General features: G+C 65.3%; 21 protein-coding genes and 1 pseudogene. 9 read left to right on the top strand and 13 right to left on the bottom strand.

The window, feature by feature from the left end:
* Positions 1–207, bottom strand: a 207-nt coding sequence (locus tag ACSVIK_RS15905; protein ID WP_442445231.1) for a hypothetical protein, incomplete at its 3' end; no start/stop codon positions are given.
* A gap of 102 nt (positions 208–309) precedes the next feature.
* Here ACSVIK_RS15905 and ACSVIK_RS15900 point away from each other — a divergent pair.
* The gene (locus tag ACSVIK_RS15900; protein WP_442445230.1) at positions 310–1,230 is read left to right on the top strand and encodes a histone deacetylase family protein; all 921 of its coding nucleotides are present in this window, start codon (positions 310–312) and stop codon (positions 1,228–1,230) included.
* 60 nt (positions 1,231–1,290) lie between these two features.
* The gene (locus ACSVIK_RS15895; protein ID WP_442445229.1) at positions 1,291–2,115 is read left to right on the top strand and encodes a class I SAM-dependent methyltransferase; all 825 of its coding nucleotides are present in this window, start codon (positions 1,291–1,293) and stop codon (positions 2,113–2,115) included.
* 3 nt (positions 2,116–2,118) lie between these two features.
* On the opposite strand, the gene ACSVIK_RS15890 is transcribed toward ACSVIK_RS15895, so the two are convergent.
* Complete coding sequence (locus ACSVIK_RS15890) at positions 2,119–3,249, bottom strand: aminotransferase class V-fold PLP-dependent enzyme (RefSeq protein WP_442445228.1); 1,131 nt, start codon at positions 3,247–3,249, stop codon at positions 2,119–2,121.
* A gap of 113 nt (positions 3,250–3,362) precedes the next feature.
* On the opposite strand from ACSVIK_RS15890, the gene ACSVIK_RS15885 reads away from it, so the two are divergent.
* The 4 genes and pseudogenes from ACSVIK_RS15885 (at position 3,363) to ACSVIK_RS15870 (ending at position 6,502) form a co-directional block, all read left to right on the top strand.
* Positions 3,363–4,595: a TIGR03862 family flavoprotein gene (locus tag ACSVIK_RS15885; RefSeq protein ID WP_442445227.1), complete on the top strand. Its 1,233-nt coding sequence runs from the start codon at positions 3,363–3,365 to the stop codon at positions 4,593–4,595.
* A gap of 121 nt (positions 4,596–4,716) precedes the next feature.
* Positions 4,717–4,806, top strand: a pseudogene (locus tag ACSVIK_RS15880) (hypothetical protein); the annotation flags it as partial.
* A 246-nt stretch (positions 4,807–5,052) separates the two neighbouring features.
* The gene (locus ACSVIK_RS15875; RefSeq protein ID WP_442445226.1) at positions 5,053–6,060 is read left to right on the top strand and encodes a response regulator; all 1,008 of its coding nucleotides are present in this window, start codon (positions 5,053–5,055) and stop codon (positions 6,058–6,060) included.
* Positions 6,061–6,064: 4 nt separating this feature from the next.
* On the top strand, positions 6,065–6,502 hold the full coding sequence (locus ACSVIK_RS15870) for a PAS domain-containing protein (RefSeq protein ID WP_442445225.1): 438 nt from the start codon (positions 6,065–6,067) through the stop codon (positions 6,500–6,502).
* 109 nt (positions 6,503–6,611) lie between these two features.
* On the opposite strand, the gene ACSVIK_RS15865 is transcribed toward ACSVIK_RS15870, so the two are convergent.
* From ACSVIK_RS15865 to ACSVIK_RS15840, 6 genes are read right to left on the bottom strand one after another with little or no spacing between them, the layout of a single operon-like run.
* Positions 6,612–7,463, bottom strand: a complete 852-nt coding sequence (locus ACSVIK_RS15865) for a phosphodiesterase (RefSeq protein ID WP_442445224.1) — start codon at positions 7,461–7,463, stop codon at positions 6,612–6,614.
* Positions 7,456–8,487, bottom strand: coding sequence for an ABC transporter ATP-binding protein (locus tag ACSVIK_RS15860; RefSeq protein ID WP_442445223.1), 1,032 nt, complete (start codon positions 8,485–8,487; stop codon positions 7,456–7,458). Before ACSVIK_RS15860 ends, ACSVIK_RS15865 begins: the two co-directional genes overlap by 8 nt.
* Positions 8,484–9,278, bottom strand: a complete 795-nt coding sequence (locus tag ACSVIK_RS15855) for an ABC transporter permease (protein ID WP_442445222.1) — start codon at positions 9,276–9,278, stop codon at positions 8,484–8,486. Before ACSVIK_RS15855 ends, ACSVIK_RS15860 begins: the two co-directional genes overlap by 4 nt.
* Entirely contained in the window at positions 9,275–10,132 is an 858-nt protein-coding gene (locus ACSVIK_RS15850) for an ABC transporter permease (protein WP_442445236.1), read from the bottom strand. Before ACSVIK_RS15850 ends, ACSVIK_RS15855 begins: the two co-directional genes overlap by 4 nt.
* Before the next feature lie 13 nt (positions 10,133–10,145).
* Positions 10,146–11,150 (bottom strand): ABC transporter substrate-binding protein, encoded by a 1,005-nt coding sequence (locus ACSVIK_RS15845; RefSeq protein ID WP_442445221.1) that lies wholly within the window; start codon positions 11,148–11,150, stop codon positions 10,146–10,148.
* Complete coding sequence (locus ACSVIK_RS15840) at positions 11,134–12,153, bottom strand: substrate-binding domain-containing protein (RefSeq protein ID WP_442445220.1); 1,020 nt, start codon at positions 12,151–12,153, stop codon at positions 11,134–11,136. Before ACSVIK_RS15840 ends, ACSVIK_RS15845 begins: the two co-directional genes overlap by 17 nt.
* 161 nt (positions 12,154–12,314) lie before the next feature.
* On the opposite strand from ACSVIK_RS15840, the gene ACSVIK_RS15835 reads away from it, so the two are divergent.
* On the top strand, positions 12,315–12,572 hold the full coding sequence (locus ACSVIK_RS15835) for a type II toxin-antitoxin system Phd/YefM family antitoxin (protein ID WP_442445219.1): 258 nt from the start codon (positions 12,315–12,317) through the stop codon (positions 12,570–12,572).
* Positions 12,560–12,856, top strand: a complete 297-nt coding sequence (locus ACSVIK_RS15830) for a type II toxin-antitoxin system RelE/ParE family toxin (protein ID WP_442445218.1) — start codon at positions 12,560–12,562, stop codon at positions 12,854–12,856. Before ACSVIK_RS15835 ends, ACSVIK_RS15830 begins: the two co-directional genes overlap by 13 nt.
* A gap of 3 nt (positions 12,857–12,859) precedes the next feature.
* Here ACSVIK_RS15830 and ACSVIK_RS15825 read toward each other — a convergent pair whose 3' ends face one another.
* The 3 genes from ACSVIK_RS15825 to ACSVIK_RS15815 form a co-directional block, all read right to left on the bottom strand.
* On the bottom strand, positions 12,860–14,179 hold the full coding sequence (locus ACSVIK_RS15825; RefSeq protein WP_442445217.1) for a TldD/PmbA family protein: 1,320 nt from the start codon (positions 14,177–14,179) through the stop codon (positions 12,860–12,862).
* Positions 14,179–15,621 carry a TldD/PmbA family protein gene (locus ACSVIK_RS15820; protein WP_442445216.1) on the bottom strand — a complete coding sequence of 481 codons (1,443 nt, stop codon included), beginning with the start codon at positions 15,619–15,621 and terminating at the stop codon, positions 14,179–14,181. Before ACSVIK_RS15820 ends, ACSVIK_RS15825 begins: the two co-directional genes overlap by 1 nt.
* A gap of 96 nt (positions 15,622–15,717) precedes the next feature.
* Positions 15,718–16,281, bottom strand: a complete 564-nt coding sequence (locus ACSVIK_RS15815; protein WP_442445215.1) for a TetR/AcrR family transcriptional regulator — start codon at positions 16,279–16,281, stop codon at positions 15,718–15,720.
* Between the two features lie 182 nt (positions 16,282–16,463).
* On the opposite strand from ACSVIK_RS15815, the gene ACSVIK_RS15810 reads away from it, so the two are divergent.
* Positions 16,464–17,114, top strand: coding sequence for a glutathione S-transferase (locus ACSVIK_RS15810; protein WP_442445235.1), 651 nt, complete (start codon positions 16,464–16,466; stop codon positions 17,112–17,114).
* Between the two features lie 309 nt (positions 17,115–17,423).
* Here the strand turns inward: ACSVIK_RS15810 and ACSVIK_RS15805 are convergent, their stop codons facing one another.
* Positions 17,424–17,567, bottom strand: coding sequence for a DUF2474 domain-containing protein (locus ACSVIK_RS15805; RefSeq protein WP_442445214.1), 144 nt, complete (start codon positions 17,565–17,567; stop codon positions 17,424–17,426).
* 10 nt (positions 17,568–17,577) lie between these two features.
* Positions 17,578–18,585, bottom strand: a complete 1,008-nt coding sequence (cydB, locus tag ACSVIK_RS15800) for a cytochrome d ubiquinol oxidase subunit II (protein WP_442445213.1) — start codon at positions 18,583–18,585, stop codon at positions 17,578–17,580.

Raw genomic sequence — 18,585 nt, 5'->3', positions numbered from 1 at the left:
CGGATGGCGGGGCCAAGCCTTTTTGCCTTCTTTTGTGGCGTTTGACAAAAGAAGGTCGCCGGGGGGCGAAACAGGGGACATCAGCAGAACGCCGATAAGCAGCTTGAACACCGAAAACAACACACAAACTTGCCAGTCCGATATCAATCCCGACTTCCCCATGATTCCGCGAAGAAGCTTTTTCTTCCGTCGCTGCAGGACGTCCAACGCTGCAGCGCCAGTGATTGCCCGGCGAAAAGGCGACGCCCTGGTGATTGCCTCGATTGGCTGCGACCATAGGGCGTTGTCGAATCGATGAATACAGTTCCTATGCCCCTACCGCTGGTCTACCACGAGGATTACAGCCCGCCCTTCCCCGCCGGGCATCGCTTCCCCATGGAGAAATTCCGCCTGCTGCGCGACCACCTGGTGGACAGCGGCCTGACCACCGATGCCGAGCTGCAACGCCCCGAACTGTGTCCAATGGAGATTCTCGCCCTGGCCCACTGCCCGGACTACATCGCCCGCTACATGTCGGGCGAGCTGTCCCAAGAAGAGCAGCGCCGCCTCGGCCTGCCCTGGAGCGAGGCGCTGGCGCGGCGCACGGTGCGCGCCGTGGGCGGCTCGCTGCTCACCGCCGAACTGGCCCTGCGCCACGGCCTGGCCTGCCACCTGGCCGGCGGCACGCACCATGCGCACTACGACTTTCCCTCCGGCTTCTGCATCTTTAACGACCTGGCGGTGATCGCCCGTTACCTGCTAGCGGCCGGTCGCGTGCAGCGCGTGCTGATCTTCGACTGCGACGTACACCAGGGCGACGGCACCGCACGCCTGCTGGAAAACGAGCCGGATGCCATTACCGTGTCGCTGCACTGCGAGCAGAACTTCCCGGCGCGCAAGGCGCAGAGCGACTGGGACATCCCCCTGCCACGGGGAATGGGCGACGCCGATTACCTCAAGGTGGTGGACGACACCCTGAACTACCTGCTGCCGATCTACCAGCCGGATCTGCTGCTTTACGACGCCGGTGTCGACGTGCACAAGGACGACGCTCTGGGTTATCTGCAACTGACCGACGCCGGCCTGGCCGCACGTGACGAAGCCGTGCTGCAGCACTGTCTGGGCCGCGACATCCCGGTGCTGGGGGTGATCGGCGGCGGCTACTCCAAGGATCACGCCGCCCTCGCCCGCCGCCACGGCATCCTCCATCACAGCGCGGCGAAGGTATGGGCGGCACGAGGCCTGAGTTGACGAGCACGCCCAGCGCTTCGTCATAATCGCGCGTCGCCCCCTCCTGGAAGCAACAGCCTCATGGACGAATCATTCGAGCTGAACAAGGCCAACTGGAACGAGCGCGCCGCGCTGCACGCTGCCTCCCCCGACTATCAGGTACAGCGCTTCATCGACTCGGCCGAGCACCTCTCCGATGTGGTGCGCTTCGATCTGCCGCGCCTCGGCGATATCCGAGGGCTGGAGGCACTCCATCTGCAATGCCATATCGGTACCGACACCCTCTCACTGGCGCGCCTGGGCGCCAGGATGACCGGCCTGGACTTCTCCAGCGCCTCGCTGGAACAGGCACGCCACCTGGCCGAGGCCTGCCAGCAGCACATGCGCTTCGTCGAAGCCTCGGTTGACCAGGCCGTACAGGTGTTGGGAGAACAGCGATACGACCTGATCTACACCAGCATCGGCGCGCTCAACTGGCTGCCGCGTATCGACGACTGGGCACGCACCGTCGCCGCCCTGCTCAAGCCAGGTGGGCGCCTGTTTCTACGCGAGGCCCACCCGATCCTGATGGCCCTGGATGAGGAATGCGAGCACGACCTGCGCATCGCCCACCCCTATTTCGAGCAGGCCGAGCCACTGGTCTGGAACGACGAGCAGAGCTACGTGCAAACCGATGCGACGCTCACCGCCAGCGTCACCCACGAATGGAACCACGGCTTGGGTGAGATCATCACTGCGCTGCTGCAACAGGGCATGCAGCTCACCGCGCTGGAAGAACACGACTGCCTGCCCTGGGAAGCCCTGCCCGGGCAGATGCAGCCAGGCACCGACGGTGAATGGCGCCTGCGCGAGAGGCCCGAGCGCCTGCCGCTGAGCTACAGCCTGCAAGCGGTGAAGCATGGCTGAGGATCAGCTCTGCACCTTGTCCAACGCCTGCTCCAGGGTCTTCACCGTGCGCTCGATATGGCCCAGCTTATCCAGCCCGAACAGGCCGAGGCGGAAGGTCTGGAAGTCCGCCGGTTCGTCGCATTGCAGCGGCACGCCGGCGGCGATCTGCAGGCCGACGGCGGCGAACTTGGCGCCGGTCTTGATCTGCCCGTCGTCGGTGTAGCAGACCACCACCCCCGGCGCCTCGAAGCCCTTGGCCGCGACGCTCTTGAAGCCGCGTGCGGCCAGCAGGGCGCGCACCCGCTCGCCGAGTTCCTGCTGCTGCTCGCGTACCTTGGCGAAGCCGATGGCCTTGGCCTCCAGCATGGCATCGCGAAAGCGCGCCAGGGCGTCGCTGGGCATGGTGGCATGGTAGGCATGGCCGCCCTGCTCGTAGGCCTGCATGATCTGCAGCCACTTCTTCAGGTCGCAGGCGAAACTGCTGCTCTGGGTCGCCTCGACGCGCGCCTGGGCCGCCTCGCTGAGCATCACCAGGGCGCAGCACGGCGACGCGCTCCAGCCCTTCTGCGGGGCGCTGATGAGCACATCGATGCCACAGGCCTGCATGTCCACCCAGAGGGTGCCAGAGGCGATGCAGTCGAGCACGAACAGGCCGCCAACGGCGTGCACCGCGTCGCTCACCGCGCGCAGGTAGTCGTCCGGCAGGATCATGCCCGAGGAGGTTTCCACATGCGGGGCAAACACCACCTGCGGCTTCTCGGCGGCAATGGTGGCCAGCACCTCGTCCAGCGGTGCCGGGGCGAAGGCCGCCTGCGGGCCTTCGCCAACCGGGCGCGCCTTGAGCACGCGCGCCTCGGCGGGAATCCGGCCCATGTCGAAGATCTGTGTCCAGCGGTAGCTGAACCAGCCGTTGCGCAGCACCAGGCACTTCTGTTCGGTGGCCAACTGCCGCGCCACTGCCTCCATGCCATAGGTGCCACTGCCCGGCACCACCGCCACGGCATGGGCGTTGTACACCTGCTTCAGGGTGGTGGAAATCTCGCGCATCACGCCCTGGAAGGACTGCGACATATGGTTCAGCGAGCGGTCGGTGTAGACCACCGAATATTCGATCAGGCCATCGGGATCGATGTCGGGGCAGATCTGGGACATAACGGGCTCCAGCCGAAAAGGTTCGAGCTGAACCTGCCCCAACCCGGGGCAAATGACAAGGCCGCAAGGCACTCGGGTAGAATGCGCAGCCTTTCTCGAACCGTTCCGCCGCCATGATCACACGCACTTCACCCAACGCTTATCACGTCACCATCATCGGCGGCGGCCCTGCCGGGCTGATGGCCGCCGAAGTGCTGGCCCGGGGTGGCGTGCGCGTGGAACTGTTCGACGCCATGCCCTCGGTGGGGCGCAAGTTCCTGCTGGCCGGCGTCGGTGGCATGAACATCACCCACTCCGAGCCCAAGGATGCCTTCGTCAGCCGCTATGGCGAGCGCCAGGCCGAGGTCGCGGCGCTGCTGCGCGAGTTCGACGCCGACGCCTTGCGTGAATGGATTCATGGCCTGGGCATCGACACCTTCGTCGGCACCTCGGGCCGGGTATTTCCCAGTGACATGAAGGCCGCACCGCTGCTGCGCGCCTGGCTACGGCGCCTGCGCGAGCTGGGGGTACTGATCCATACCCGCAGCCGCTGGCTGGGCTGGAACACCGATGGCAGCCTGCGTATCGCCGGCCCCGATGGCGAGCAGGCCGTGGCCGCCGACGCCTGCCTGCTGGCTCTGGGCGGCGGCAGTTGGGCACGGCTGGGCTCCGATGGCGCCTGGGTGCCGCTGTTGCAGGCACGCGGCATCGAGGTGGCGGCGCTCAAGCCGAGCAACTGCGGCTTCGAGGTGGCCGGCTGGAGCGAATATCTGCGTGAAAAGTTCGCCGGTGCGCCACTGAAGAACGTCGCCCTCGCTCTGCCCGATCAGCCTGGCCGTATCGGCGAGTTCGTGCTGACGGCTGGCGGCATCGAAGGTAGCCTGGTGTATGCCTTTTCCGCCGATATCCGCCGCGCCATCGAGACCGAGGGACAGGCGCTGATTCACCTCGATCTGTTGCCGCAGATGCCCTTGGCCAGGCTGCAGCAGGCGCTGGCCAAACCGCGTGGCAAACACTCGATGGCCAAGCACCTGCACCGTCAGGCCGGCCTCGACGGCGTGAAAGCCGCCCTGCTGCGCGAGCTGGCGCCGGCTGAGGCCTTCGTCGATCCGGCCGCGCTGGGGCCCTGGATCAAGGCACTGCCGATCACCCTGTTGCGCAGCCGACCGCTGGACGAAGCCATCAGCAGCGCCGGCGGCGTATCCTTCGCGGCGCTGGATGACGGCCTGATGCTCAAGGCCCTGCCTGGCGTGTTCTGCGCTGGCGAAATGCTCGACTGGGAAGCTCCCACCGGCGGCTACCTGCTCACCGCCTGCTTCGCCAGCGGCCGGGTGGCGGCGCAGGGGATAATGAAGTGGCTGCGCTAGCGATCTACACGATGAGGGCCCCTCGGTAGGGTGCGCCGTGCGCACCGAAACCACAGGCGGCACCGGGTAATGCGGCGAAGCTGGTGCGCGCAGCGCACCCTACGAACTGGCAGCAGTAGTCTGGGACGCGCCCACCGGCGGCTACCTGCTCACCGCCTGCTTCGCCAGTGGCCGGGTGGCGGCGCAGGGGATAATGAAGTGGCTGCGGTAGCGATCTACACGACGAGGGCCCCTCGGTAGGGTGCGCCGTGCGCACCGAAGCCACAGGCGGCACCGGGTAATGCGGCGAAGCTGGTGCGCGCAGCGCACCCTACGAACTGTAGCCCGGATGCAATCCGGGGCATGGGGCGACTTTCCCCGGATTTCATCCGGGCTACCTGTGAAAAAGCGCTGTGACACGCCACGGCATGCAGCTATGCTCAAATCCAGCGCTTCTTCACACAGGTAATCCCCCACCGTGATTCCGCTGCTGGTCTGCGACGACTCCAACATGGCGCGCAAGCAATTGATCCGCGCGCTGCCGGCCGAGTGGCCGGTCACCCTCAGCCAGGCGAGCAATGGCGAGGAGGCCTTGGCGCTGATCCGTCAGGGCCTGGGCCAGGTCATGCTGCTCGATCTGACCATGCCGGTACTGGACGGCTACCAGACCCTGGCCGCCCTGCGTGCCGAGGGGCTGAGTTCCAAGGTGATAGTGGTTTCCGGCGATGTGCAGGACGAAGCCGTGCGCCGCGTGCGCGAGCTGGGCGCCCTGGCCTTCATCAAGAAACCTGCCGACCCCGAGATCCTGCGCCAGACCCTGATGGAACTGGGCCTGTTCAACCCGCAGACCGGCCCACAGGCCGAGGTTGAGGCACAGACGCAGGCCCTGGCCGAGCTCAAGGTGAGCTTCCGTGACGCCCTGCGCGAGGTGACCAACGTCGCCATGGGCCGCGCCGCCGCGCTGCTAGCCAAGGTGCTCGGGGTGTTCGTGCAGCTTCCCGTGCCGCAGGTGAACATCTTCGAGGTCAGCGAGCTGCACATGACCCTGATGGACGCCCAGCGTGGCGAGCGTTTCAGCGCCATCTGCCAGGGTTTTATCGGCGAGGCCATCGCTGGCGAGGCGCTGCTGCTGTTCCATGATTCGGAAGTCAACGACATGGCGCGCCTGCTCGGCTGGCAGCCTAAGAGCGAGGCGGAAACCTCGGAGATGCTTCTGGACCTGGCCAGCATCATCACCGGCGCCTGCCTGGCCGGTGTTGCCGAGCAGCTCGACCTGCGCTTCTCCCAGGGCCACCCGCAACTGCTCGGCCAGCATGCCAGCCTCGACCAGCTCATCCAGGTCAACAAGCAACGCTGGCGCAAGACCCTGGCCGTGGAAATCAGCTACAGCCTGGAAGGCCACGCCATCCACTTCGACCTGTTGCTGTTGTTCACCGAAGACTCGATCAAACGCCTGACCGGCAAGATCGGCTACCTGATGGAGTGAGGCGATGCCCGCGCAGATCGATATCAAGGAAGTCCACTGGCTGCTGGACATCGTGCAGTGCATCGATGTCGGCGTGGTGGTGCTCGACCGCCAGTACCGCGTCGAGGTGTGGAACGCCTTCATGGAGAACCACTCCGGGCTGGGGCCGGATCAGGTACAGGGGCGCTCGCTGTTCGAGCTGTTCCCGGACATCGACCGGCCCTGGCTGGAGCGCAAGGTGGAAAGCGTGGTGCAACTGGGCACCCGCGCCTTCAGCCTGTGGCAGCAACGCCCCTACCTGATGCGCTTCAAGAGCTACCAGCCGATCACCGGCCAGGCCGATTTCATGTACCAGAACGTCACCCTGCTGCCGCTGGCCGGCCAGCCGGTGGAGCATGTGTGCCTGGTGATCTACGACATGACCGACGCCGCCGTGGCGGCCCAGGCACAAGCCAGCAGTTGAAGCCGGCATGCGCGAAACCTGTAGGAGCGAGCTCTGCTCGCGAAGCCCGTAGCCCGGATGCAATCCGGGAATCCATGGCTCCAGCCCCGGATTGCAGCCTGGCACTGCCTCAATCGATCAGACCATTGTCGTCATAGAAGGGATAAGGCCCGGGATACCGGCCAAACACCCCGCTGTGCGTCACCAACCCCTGTTCGCCCTGCCAGTGGTGCAGCAGATAACCCGGCGGTTCCAGATTGAAATGCGCCGGCGCATCGGCCTGTAGATCCAGCACGATCTGGTGGGACACGCCCGGGCACACGCAGCAAAGGCTGCCGGCGAAACGTCGCTGCATCGAGCGATGCAGGTGCCCGCAGAGCAGGCGCTCCACCTGGGGATGCGCGGCGATGACCTCGTGCAAGGCCGCCGCGTTGAGAAACGGCTCGCGATCCATATGGCCGATGCCGCTGATAAAGGGCGGGTGATGCAGAATCAGGAGCGTCGGCGCCTGCGGGCGCGCCGCGAGCTGGGCGTCCAGCCAGCGCAACTGGCTGGACGCCAGTCGCCCGCCGTGGCGCCCCGGCGTGGTGCTATCCAGGCCGATCAGGCACAGCGGATGGTCGTCGACCACCCAGTCCAGCGGCGCTTCTGGCGAGGCCGGCAGATAGCCGTGGTCAGCGAATGCCGCACATAACGCAGCGCGATCATCGTGATTGCCGGGCACCAGATAATAGGGCATGGCCAGGCACTCCAGCTCGGGGCGCAGCACGGCGTATTCCTCGGGCTGGCCGAAGTCCACCAGGTCACCGCTGACGATGACGATATCCGCGCGCGGCTGGCTGGCATTCAGGTGTTCGACCGCCTGGCGCAGCGCCGCCAGGGTATCGACCACGCCATAGCTGAGCTTGCCGTGAGCCTTGAGGTGCAGGTCGCTGATCTGGGCGATGAGAAAGGTCGAAGCGTGGGGGATGGCATCAGGCATGGAGGCTGAACACCCGCTGCGGCTCGACGGCCAGGTTGATCAGTTCGCCCGGCAGCAGCAGACGCTCGTCGGCGCAGTCCACCGTCAGCGGCTGGTCACTGCCCACATCCACCAGCAAGCGGCTCTGCGCGCCCTGGAAGAACTGCCCAAGCAAGCGCCCGCGCAGATAGCCAGGTTCAGCGGTGATGCGCAGGTGCTCGGGGCGGCAATACAGAGTGCTGGGCAGCTCGCTGCCCGCCCAGGGCAGTTCGCCGCCGCTGACCTGCACGCCGTTGGCCGTGCGCCCCAGCACGACGAAGGTATTGAGGGTGCCGACGAAGCTGGCCACGAAGCGATTGGCCGGCTGCTGATAGAGCGCCCGTGGCGTGGCCAACTGGGCGATGCGCCCGCGTTCCATGACCAGAATGCGATCACCCAGGGCCATGGCCTCGCCCTGATCATGGGTGACGAACACGGCGGTGATGGCCAGCTCACGCAGCAACTGGCCCAGCTCGCTGCGCAGGCGCTCACGCAATTGCGCATCGAGGGCCGCCAGCGGTTCATCGAGCAGCAACACGCGTGGACGCGGCGCCACGGCACGGGCCAGGGCCACGCGCTGGCGTTGCCCACCAGACAGCTCGTGGATGGCGCGCTGGCCATAACCCTGCAGCCCTACCAGTTCCAGCAGCTCGGCGCAGCGCCGCTCGCGCTCGGCGCGCGGCACCTTGCGCACCTTGAGGCCGTATACGATGTTTTCGGCCACGTTAAGGTTGGGGAACAGCGCGTAGTTCTGGAACACCATGCCCACGTCACGCCGCTCGATGGGCAGCGCCGTGACATCCTCCCCGGCGAACAGCACCTGGCCGGCGTCCGGGCGCTCCAGCCCGGCGATCAGGCGCAGCGTGGTGGTCTTGCCGCAGCCGGAGGGGCCGAGGATGGCCAGGGTTTCGCCGGCCTGGATATCCAGCGAAAGGTCATCCACGGCCACGGTGCCATCGGCGAACGCCTTGCGGCAATTCTCCAGGCGAATCGAAGTTGCGCTCATCGTTGGTCTCCACGGGACAGGCGGTTGCTGATGGCCTGCAGGGCGATCAGCAGCGGCACGATCATCAACAGGAACAGCAAGGTGTAGGCGCTGGCCACCTCCAGCCGCGCCGAGGCGTAGCTGTCGGCCAGGCCCACCGGCAGGGTCTTGGTCAGCGGCGTATGCAGCATCCAGGTCAGGTTGAATTCCCCCAGCGACAGGGTGACCACCATCAACACCCCGGCGAGGATACCGGCGCGGCAGTTGGGCACCACCACGCTGAAGAAGCGCCGCAACGGCCCGGCGCCGAGGCTGGCGGCAGCCTCTTCCAGAATCGGCAACTGCTGGCGCTGCATCACAGCCATCACCGGGCGCACCAGAAAGGGCAAGGTGAACAGCACATGGCCCACCAGAATGAACAGCCAACTGCCACGAAAACCGCCGAACTGGCCGTAGGTCAGCAGCAGCGCCAGGGCGCTGGCCAGGCCAGGCATGGCCACCGGCAGTACCATCAGTTCCTCGAAGGCGCGGCTGAAGCGGTTGTTCATGCGCACCAGGGCGTAGGCCGCCGGCACGCCGATCAGGCACACGCACAGGGCGCAGGCCAACGCCAGTTGCAGCGACAACCACACCGTCGGCGAATAGGCCTGCCACACCTGCTGCAGCCAGGCCAGGGTCAGACCGCTGGACAGCCCCTGGAAGTAATTGCGGGTCAGCCCGGCGAGCAGCGACAGCAGCACTGGCACCAGCATGAAGGCGCAGACCAGGCAGGTGAACGCCAGTTGTGCGGCGAACAGACGCGAGCGCTTCATAGCAGCCCCCCGGATTGCCGCACCCATTTACGCACCAGCAGCAGCACACCCCAGGTCAGGGCGCCGAGGATCACCGACAAGGCGGCGGCCAGGGTGAAGTTGGCGTAGTTGGTAAAGACGTTGTAGATCGCCACCGGGGTGACGTTCAGCCGCGTACCCAGGGTGAAGGCCGTGCCGAAGGCGCCCATGGCCGTGGCGAAGCAGATGGCCCCGCAGGACACCAACGCCGGCGTCAGCCCCGGCACCAGTACATCCCAGGTCACCCGCCAGTGGCCGGCGCCGAGGGAATGCGCGGCCTCCTCCAGGCTGACGTCCAGGCTTTCGCTGGCCGCCATCACGGTGAGAATCACCCGCGGGATGGAGAAATACAGGTAGCCGAGAAACAACCCGGCCAGCGAGTAGGCGAACACCCAGCGCTCGCCCGCCAGGCTCAGCCCCAGGCTGGCGAACAGGCCCTGGCGGCCAGCCAGGAGGATCACCAGAAAGCCCACCACCACGCCGGGAAAGGCCAGCGGAAAGGTCAGCAAGGCCACCAGCGCCGAGCGCCCGGCGAAGCGCTGACGGGCGAGAAACACCCCGCTGATGCTGCCCACCAGCAGCGCGGCCAGGGTGACCAGCGCCGCCAGCAGGCAAGTCTGCGCCAGGCTGCCGAGGTACTGGGCACTGCTCAGCACCTGCCAGTAACCGCTGCCGGCGCCGTCCCGATCATGGCCGCCGAGCACCATCAGGTGCGCCAGCGGCAGCAGCCAGAAGGCCAGCAGTACCACCGCAGCCGGCAGCAAGGCGATGGCCGCGCCGGGTCGCCAGCGCCAGGCTGGGCGGCGGCTGACCTGAGCGGCAGCAGGAGCGCGCAACGTGCTGCTCACCTCAGCGAATCTCTTTCAGGTAGCGCGCGGCGAAGGCTTCCTGCACATCGGCCATCTTCTGGTAATCCACCACGCCGGCACGGGCGTAGTCACTTTCCGGCAGGAAGCGCGCGCTCACTTCGGCTGGCATCGGCACCGGGCGTACCGGGCGCAGATAGGCATTGGCCCACAGCGCCTGGCCCTTGTCGGAAAGCACGTAGTCCAGCACCTTCTCGCCATTGGCGCGGTGTGGCGCGTTCTGCACCAGGCTCATCACGTAGGGCACGCTGATGCTGCCCTCGGTGGGTATCACGAAGGCGACGTTAGCCTTGTCCTTGTAGCGCGCGCGGTAGGCGTTGAAGTCGTAGTCGACGAGGATCGGCAGCTCGCCGGACAGCACCCGCGCGTAGGCGGTCTGCTTGGGCACGATGGGCGAATTGCCCGCCAGCTTCTTGAAGTAGTCGATGGCCGGGGTGAAATCGTTCAGATCACCGCCCATGGCGCGGTTGACCGCCACCGCCGAGACGTAGCCGACGAAGGCGCTGGACGGGTCGAGGTAGCCGACCATGCCCTTGTACTCGGGCTTGAGCAGATCGGCCCAGCTTTGCGGCACCGGCAGGCCGCCGAGGGCATCGACGTTGACCATGAAGCCCAGGGTGCCGGAATGAATGGCGAACCAGTGCCCTTCGGGATCCTTCAGCCCTGCCGGAATCTCATCCCAGCCCTTGGGCTTGTAGCGGTCGACCACCCCGGCCTTCTGCGCCTGCAGGCCGAAGGTGACGCCGTAATACACCACGTCAGCCATGGGCGCGGCGCGCTCGGCCACCAGTTGCGCCAGGGCCTGGCCGGAGTTCTTGTTGTCCAGCGGCACCTGCACGCCGGTGTCCTGAGCAATGGCCTCAAGCTGCGTGCCCCAGTCCGCCCATTCCGGCGGGCAGTTGTAGCAGATCGCCGTTTCGGCGGCATGGCTGAGGCTGGCGGCGCCGCAAAACAGCAGGGCCGCGAGGGTTTTACTGAAGCGGATCATGGGGTGTGTCCTCGTAGGGGCGGATACTCTCGCCTGGCCGGATATGGCAAGGCAGGCAGTAGGTAATGGTCGGGGCGCCAGCGATCAGCCCCAGTAACTGGTCGATGACCGTGCGCGCCAGCTCGGCGATGGGCTGCACCACGCTGCACAGCGTCGGGTGCATCTGCGTACCCAGGGCGATGCCGTCGAAGCCCATGACCGAGAGCTGCTGCGGCACGCTCCAGCCATTGCGGCGCAACTCGTTGATCAGGCTGATGGCCAGCAAATCGTTGGAACAGAGCAGCGCACTGGGCGCCTGCGGGCCTTGCAGCCAGGGCTCGATGGCGGCGAAATCGGCCTGGGTGTGAGCCGGCATCTCGATCAGCGGCAGGGCCGGCAGCCCGGCCTCCTCCATGGCCTGCTGATAACCGGCATAACGCAGGCGCGCGCGGTCGGACTGCAAGGCCGAGCCGGCCACCATGCCGATGCGCCGATGCCCGGCGGCCAGCAGATGGCGAGTGGCGAGCGCCATGCCGGCGCGGTTGTCCACCGAGACCGCGCTGTAATGACGATTTTCCGGCTGGTGGTAGGCCAGCACGAAGGGCGTGGCCTCCTGCGCCAGCCCCTGCAGAACGCGATTGCTCTGGGCATCGGTGACGGTCAGTACCAGGCCATCGACGCGCTGGCGCAGCAATTCCTCGACCACCTCGCTTTCGCGCTCGGCCTGGTAGTCGGTGGTGGCCAGCAACAGGTTGTAGCCGCGCTCACGCGCCTCATGCTCCATGGCCTGGAATTGCTCGGCGAATACCGGGTTGAGCAGGTTGGGCACCACCACGCCGATCAGGTTGGTGGTTTGCAGGCGCATCTGCCGGCCCAGACGATTGGGCCGAAAGCCCAGTTCGCGGGCCGCCGCCAGCACCCGTTCGAGGGTGTCGCGACGCAACAGCCCGGGCGAAGCAAACGCCCGCGCGGCCGTCGCCCGAGAAACCCCCGCCAGCCCCGCAACTTTTTTCAGATCCGTCATGTTCGCTCACCTGAGATCGATCTCATTGGCGAGCAACTTAGCGAGCGCAGATGGCGATAACGCGACATGAGCGTGACAGTTCGGTTGCAGACCGCCCACAATTGCCCAATGCAACAAGTATCACTAAAGTGACACTCTCATCTGCGCACCGGGCCCTCCTCATGAAAGTCGAACTGGTCACCAACCTGAAGCGACAAGCCACCAAGATCCTCGCCGACCTTCACGAGTCCAAAGAGCCCGTGCTGATAACCGAGCATGGAGTGCCCTCGGCCTATCTGGTGGATGTCGATGATTACCAGTTCATGCAGAAGCGCCTCGCCCTTCTGGATGCCCTGGCCTGCGGTGAACGGGCCGTACTGGAGGGCAATACCCTCAGCCATGAACAGGCCAGGGAACGGCTGGGCAAATGGCTGAAATAGTCTGGACGAATCCCGCCCTCGGACAACTCGACGAGCTGGCGCACTACATCGCCCTCGACAAACCCGACGCCGCTCGCGCGTTGGTCAGGAAGGTCGTCGAAGCCGTCGCGCGCCTGGCGGAGTTCCCCCTGTCAGGCCGCGTTCCCGGTGAACTGCCGAACTCCGTGTATCGCGAAATCGTCGTTCCGCCCTGTCGGGTCTTCTACCGCCCAGCAGAGGGCAAGGTGTTCATCATCCACATCATGCGAGAAGAGCGCCTGCTGCGCGCTCATCTGCTCGAGTGATAGTCACAGGGTCAGGGTAAAGCGCGACAGCAAGGCCCCCGGCAGCGCCATGGAGCCGGTCTGCCGAGCGCCGTAGGTGCCGCTGGGCAACAGCAACTCGGGCTCGCGGGTCAACGCCTCCAGGTTCGCGCCGAAAAAGTCGAACAGCGAATCGTCGAAGCGCATGGTGTTCACCGGCGCCTGAATCTGCCCGTCTTCGACCCAGAAGGTGGCGAAGCGGGTCATGCCGGTCAGGCGCCCGGCCGGCAGGTCGGAGAAGTTGCCGTACCACAGGTTGCCGATATACAGCCCCGTGCCGAGCCGCTGCAGCACCTCGCTCTCCTCCAGATCACCCCCCTGCATGCACAGCGCCAAGGGGTATTCACCGCGCCCCGCGCCATTGGCGGTCAAGCCATATTCGGCGGCGCTGCGTGAGCTGACCATGCGTTCGCCAGGCCGCCCCCGCTCGACCAGGCGCAGCGGCTGGCGCGGCCCCTCGGCGGTGAAGGCCGGGGCCAGGCCACCTTCGATGCGCTCGTCCAAGGTTACCTGGGCGCTGAGTTCGGCCTTGCCACTGAACAGCCGTTGCCAAGGGCTGCCGCCGGAGGCCAGCGCCTGGGCACCGAAGCCCCAGCAGCACAGGCCGATCAGCTCCTCCAGCGCCGCCGGTGCCAGATAGGCGCGGTAGCTGCCGGGCTGCAATGCCTTGGCCGGGCGACCGAGAAACGCCAGTTGCTGCCGCGCGCCATCGAGCTTGCGGGCGAACGCCTGGGCGTCCCACTGCTCGCCGGCATAGGTGGTTTTCACCGCCTGCCCATTGCCATGGAACAGGCTGAATTCCAGATTGAAGCTGCTGGCGGCGTACCAGCCGAACGCGCCCCAGGAGCTGGCGAAACCCTGGTACTGCGGGCCGACCGCCAGGAAGCCAACCAGATCCAGGCCAGCAGCGGCGCTGACGATCTGCTGCGCCACGGTCGCGCCATCCAGTGGCGCCGTCACGGCCGTCGACTCGCTGCGCCAGGCCTCGCGATTGAGCCGCAGGTAAGGGTCGTAGCCCAGGCTCGGCAACAGCGCGCGCAGATGCTGCAAGGCTTGCCCCAGAGCGGCCGCGTCCTCGTCGAAGGTTCCGCTCAACAGCAGCTTGTGCTCGGCATGGCGCTGGCCCTGATACAGCGCCAGGGTGACGTACACCTGCTGCACCTGCCCGGCCTGACGTACCCGGCCCTGGTTGAAGCGGATGAAGGTGGACTGCTCCGCCGCATAGGCCAGGGTAAAGCCCTCTTCCCCTGACACCTGCCCCTGCAGGTGCTCCAGCAACGCGGAAAAATGCTGACGTGCATCCATCAGGCCGCCCCTCCGAAAACGTCGACAGCTGCGAACACACAGGCTGGCGAGGCATGCCCGACGCGAATCACCTGATTGGGCTCACCCTTGCCGCAATACGGCGTGCCCAGCACCTCGAAGGTACTGGCGTCGCCCACCGCCTTGAGGTTGCGCCAGAACTGCGCGCTGATGCCACGATAGTTGGGGTTCTTCACCACGCCCTTGAGCTCACCGCTCTCGATCAACTGGCCCCACTCGCAGCCGAACTGGAATTTGTTGCGCGCATCGTCGATCGACCAGGAGCGGTTGTTGCTCATCAGAATGCCGCGCTCGATACCGCCGATCAGCTCGGCTAGGGTCTGGTCGCCGGGCTCCAGATTGAGATTGGCCATGCGGTCGATGGGGGGGCGGTTCCAGCTACAGGCGCGGCTGTTGGCCACGCCCGGCAAGCCGCTGCGCCATTGCGACAGCGCCCCACCCAGCGGGCGCTGGAGAATGCCATCCTTGATCAGGTACTGGCGCTGCGCCGGGGTGCCGTCGTCGTCGTGCCGGTAGCTGGCCAGCTCGCCCGGCAGCCCTGGGTCGAAGGTCACGTCCAGCAGCGGCGAGCCGTACTGGTAAGACCCGAAATCCTCCTGGCGGATAAAGCTGGTGCCGGCAAAGTTGCGCTCGTCACCGAGGATGCGATCCAGCTCCAGTGGATGGCCGATGGACTCGTGAATCTGCAGGATCATCTGATCGGGCAGTAGCAGCAGATCACGCGCACCACTGGGGGTATTCGGCGCCAGCAGCAGTTGCAGCGCCTCGTCGGCGATACGTGCGGCACTGCCGATCACGCCGAGTTGCGGCAACACCTCGGCACCGCCCTGGCGCGCCAGATGGGTGCCGCCGAAGCTGCGGCTCTGGCTGTCGCGCTCGTCGCTGGCGGTCACACCGATCTGCGGGAACACATAGCGCTGAGCACGACGCAGGCAGGCACCGGCACTATTGAGGTAGATCTGCTCATGGCGGGTGAAGGTCAGCCCGACATGGCTATCGACCAGGCGCGTATCGCGGGGAATCAGCGCCGACTCGGCCATCAGCAGCTCGAACCAGTGCGCGGCGCTGGCCTGCGGCTGCTGGTAACCCGGCATCACATCGTCGGCCTGCTCGGCAGGCTGCGGCAGGTCAGCGAGATTCAGCAGGTTATGCCCGGCCAGCGCCCGCGCCATCTGCTCGGCGCGCTCCAGCGCGGCCTGCAAACCGGCCTGGCTGAGATCGCTGGTGGCCGCATAGGCTTCAACGCCGGCGACGCGGGCAGTGAGCATGGCCCCCGAGTCCTCGACGAAGGACGGCGCCTGCGCCACGCGCCGACGTACCCAGTAGGACGCCCGGCTTTCCTGCACATGGCGCAACGACCAGAAGTCAGCGGTGGATTTCAACGCGGCGAAGCGGCGTTGCAGGGTAGCGCTGAAGGCGAACATTGGGCACCCATTGAATGGCGGCAAAAGGAACAGTCTAACAACCCTGCAGGGCCGCACGTGACAGAGGCTATTGCGTGTCACCGCAACGCCTGAAACTCAGGCGGGCAGGAGTCCGGCCTTCCGATAGCTCTCCAGAAGCGAATCGAACAACGCGATATCGGCGCGACTACGGGCCATGAGCTGGGCACCTGCAATGGCCGCGAAAATAGCCTTTGCTCGTTCCTCGCACGCTGCCGGCTCACCGACACCGGCCGCAAGCAGAACCTTGGAAAGCCAGGCCACGTTCACGGTGGCGAACGCCTGCACCTCGCTCTTCACTTGCGAGGGGAGGCCTTCACACTCCGCGGCCATGAAGCTGCACAGGCACAACCTGTTTTCGCTCTCGAGCGAGCGTCGAAAAATCGAGGGATATCGGTGCAGGCATTCGAGCGGACTGTCAGCCGCTTCCAGCATCGCCTGCAGTGCGGCTGCCGTATCTTCCCAGTAGCGCCTGGCTACCGCAGCACCGAGATCGGCCTTACTGGGAAAGTGGTAGTAGATACTCGCGCTCTTGATACCGACTGCAGCCGCCAGGTCACGGAAATTCAGCCCGCTGTAGCCATGGGACTGTGCAGCCTTCCTTGCAGCCGCCAAGATGGCCTCTTTTGCGTTTGCACTCACGCCATCACCTCACCGGTTAAAAGATGACCGGAATGCTAATCGCAACCCAAAAACCTGCCAACTGATAGATAGGCATTGACAGCAAGCAAATAGCGCCTACAAATAAATCTACCAACTGATAGGTAGATATTCACATGAACACCACACAACCTCACCACAGCGACGCCGCCCATCGATTAACGATGAAAATCTACGACTGGTACAACGGCCCCTATCCGGCGCGAGTTCGCATAGCGCTCGCAGAGAAAGGCCTTCTATCAAAAGTTGATTTCGTGTCGATCAACCTCTGGAAAGGTGAGCACAAGACGCCTGAGTTTCTCGAAATGAACTACTCGGGCACGCTTCCGGTTCTGGAGTTGGGAGACGGCACCCGCATCGCGGAATGCACGGCTATCACTCAGTATCTGGACGATCTGGGAGGTTCGCCCACGCTTACCGGTAGAACCGCCGTTGAAAAAGGCCTCATCCACATGATGACCAAGCGTGCCGAGATCGAGTTTCTCGATGCCGTGAGCCTGTACTTTCACCATGCAACCCCAGGCCTGGGCCCACACGTCGAGCTTTATCAGAATGAGGAATGGGGCCTGCGCATGCGCGACAAGGCTCTGCGAGGCATGCGCTACTTCAATGAGGTATTGAAGAGCCAGCCATTCGTTGCCGGAGCGTCCTTTTCCATGGCGGATATCGCCGTGATTGGCGGCATGATCTTCTCGACGCTGGTGAAGCTATCGGTCCCCGACGAGTGCAAAGCACTTCGCGAGTGGTACGCCCGGATGCAAAAGCGCCCCAGCGTAGCTGCTTGGGCAGCGATGGTTGAAAAGGCGAGCCGCTAGCAGGCCGTTGAAAAACGTAGGCGAGGCAGGCTGGCCTATACCGATGGCGGCCCCGCAAAAACAGCCGAAAAAAGCACTGGGCCCGCACTCGGGTTTACGTGCTGTAAATGAGCATTTTGACTGGGCTCGCACGCGAGGCTGTTTTTAACGACGGCCAGGCAACGCAGGTAGTTTTCCAACAGCCTGCTAGGCTGATGCTTGCAGCCGACACACCTCATCGCCACAGCAAGTAGGGTGGGCAACGCGAAGCTTGCCCACCTTCTCGGGGAGGCTGACACGTCAGCCCCTGACTCCCGCTGGGGTACGCGCCTACGGCGTGCTCAACCCCGCCGCACTCATGAACAGGCGCAGCAGCCAGGCCACCACACCCAGCGTGGCGACGCTGCAGGCCCAGATCAGCACCAGCCAACCCAGGCGTTGCCACAGTGTTTTCTTCTCTTCGGTTTCGGTCATGACCGAGTCCTCAGTGATAACCGTCATCCACCGTCACCTTGCCTCTAAACACGTAATAGCTCCAGGCGGTGTACATGAGGATGAAGGGGATGATGAACAGCGCGCCCACCAGCATGAAGCCCTGGCTCTGCGGCGGTGCGGCGGCGTCCCAGATGCTGATGGACGGCGGGATCACGTTCGGCCACAGGCTGATGCCCAGGCCGCTGTAGCCAAGGAAGATCAGCACCAGGGTGAGGATGAACGGCGCGTAGTGGGCGTTGTTCGCCACCGCCCGCAGCAACGCCCAGGTACACAGCAGCACCAGTACCGGCACCGGCATGAACCAGAACAGGTTGGGCAGGCTGAACCAGCGCTCGGCGATGGCCGGATGGGCGAAGGGCGTCCACAGGCTGACGATGCCGGTCACCCCCAGCAGCACCAGCACCAGCGGCCGGCACAGGTCGTGCATTTGCTGCTGCAGACGGCCTTCGGTCTTCATGATCAGCCAGGTGCAGCCGAGCAGCGCATAGGCGGCGATCAGCGCCACACCGCAGAACACCGAGAACGGCGTCAGCCAGTCGAAGGCGCCCCCGGCGAAGCGCCGATTGACCACCTCGAAGCCGTCGATGTACGCCCCCAGCGCCACGCCCTGGAAGAAGGTGGCGGTCAGCGAGCCGCCGATGAAGGCCTTGTCCCACAGGTGGCGCTTGGCGGCCTTGGCCTTGAAGCGGAACTCGAAGGCCACGCCGCGGAAGATCAGCCCCAGCAGCATCAGGATCAGCGGCAGGTAGAGCGCATCCAGCACCACCGAGTAGGCCAGCGGGAAGGCGCCGAACAGCGCCGCGCCACCGAGCACCAGCCAGGTTTCGTTGCCGTCCCAGACCGGCGCCACGGTGTTCATCATCACGTCGCGCTCGCCCTCGTCACGAATGAAGGGAAAGAGGATGCCGATGCCAAGATCGAAGCCATCCATCACCACGTACATCATCACCCCGAAGGCGATGATCACCGCCCAGATCAGCGCAAGATCGATACCCAT

Origin of the sequence: Pseudomonas sp. NCHU5216 (assembly GCF_052156495.1) — a bacterium.
GTDB lineage: Bacteria > Pseudomonadota > Gammaproteobacteria > Pseudomonadales > Pseudomonadaceae > Aquipseudomonas.
Note: the sequence above shows the minus strand (reverse complement) of the source record. Positions and strands in the feature narration are given on the sequence as shown.

Excerpts from the sequence above, each read along its gene's own strand:
- ACSVIK_RS15900 (WP_442445230.1), top strand. The coding sequence starts at position 310 with ATGCCCCTACCGCTGGTCTACCACGAGGATTACAGCCCGCCCTTCCCC.
- ACSVIK_RS15895 (WP_442445229.1), top strand. The coding sequence starts at position 1,291 with ATGGACGAATCATTCGAGCTGAACAAGGCCAACTGGAACGAGCGCGCC.
- ACSVIK_RS15890 (WP_442445228.1), bottom strand. The coding sequence starts at position 3,249 with ATGTCCCAGATCTGCCCCGACATCGATCCCGATGGCCTGATCGAATAT.
- ACSVIK_RS15885 (WP_442445227.1), top strand. The coding sequence starts at position 3,363 with ATGATCACACGCACTTCACCCAACGCTTATCACGTCACCATCATCGGC.
- ACSVIK_RS15870 (WP_442445225.1), top strand. The coding sequence starts at position 6,065 with ATGCCCGCGCAGATCGATATCAAGGAAGTCCACTGGCTGCTGGACATC.
- ACSVIK_RS15865 (WP_442445224.1), bottom strand. The coding sequence starts at position 7,463 with ATGCCTGATGCCATCCCCCACGCTTCGACCTTTCTCATCGCCCAGATC.
- ACSVIK_RS15860 (WP_442445223.1), bottom strand. The coding sequence starts at position 8,487 with ATGAGCGCAACTTCGATTCGCCTGGAGAATTGCCGCAAGGCGTTCGCC.
- ACSVIK_RS15855 (WP_442445222.1), bottom strand. The coding sequence starts at position 9,278 with ATGAAGCGCTCGCGTCTGTTCGCCGCACAACTGGCGTTCACCTGCCTG.
- ACSVIK_RS15845 (WP_442445221.1), bottom strand. The coding sequence starts at position 11,150 with ATGATCCGCTTCAGTAAAACCCTCGCGGCCCTGCTGTTTTGCGGCGCC.
- ACSVIK_RS15840 (WP_442445220.1), bottom strand. The coding sequence starts at position 12,153 with ATGACGGATCTGAAAAAAGTTGCGGGGCTGGCGGGGGTTTCTCGGGCG.
- ACSVIK_RS15835 (WP_442445219.1), top strand. The coding sequence starts at position 12,315 with ATGAAAGTCGAACTGGTCACCAACCTGAAGCGACAAGCCACCAAGATC.
- ACSVIK_RS15830 (WP_442445218.1), top strand. The coding sequence starts at position 12,560 with ATGGCTGAAATAGTCTGGACGAATCCCGCCCTCGGACAACTCGACGAG.
- ACSVIK_RS15825 (WP_442445217.1), bottom strand. The coding sequence starts at position 14,179 with ATGGATGCACGTCAGCATTTTTCCGCGTTGCTGGAGCACCTGCAGGGG.
- ACSVIK_RS15820 (WP_442445216.1), bottom strand. The coding sequence starts at position 15,621 with ATGTTCGCCTTCAGCGCTACCCTGCAACGCCGCTTCGCCGCGTTGAAA.
- ACSVIK_RS15810 (WP_442445235.1), top strand. The coding sequence starts at position 16,464 with ATGAAAATCTACGACTGGTACAACGGCCCCTATCCGGCGCGAGTTCGC.
- ACSVIK_RS15805 (WP_442445214.1), bottom strand. The coding sequence starts at position 17,567 with ATGACCGAAACCGAAGAGAAGAAAACACTGTGGCAACGCCTGGGTTGG.
- cydB (WP_442445213.1), bottom strand. The coding sequence starts at position 18,585 with ATGGGTATCGATCTTGCGCTGATCTGGGCGGTGATCATCGCCTTCGGG.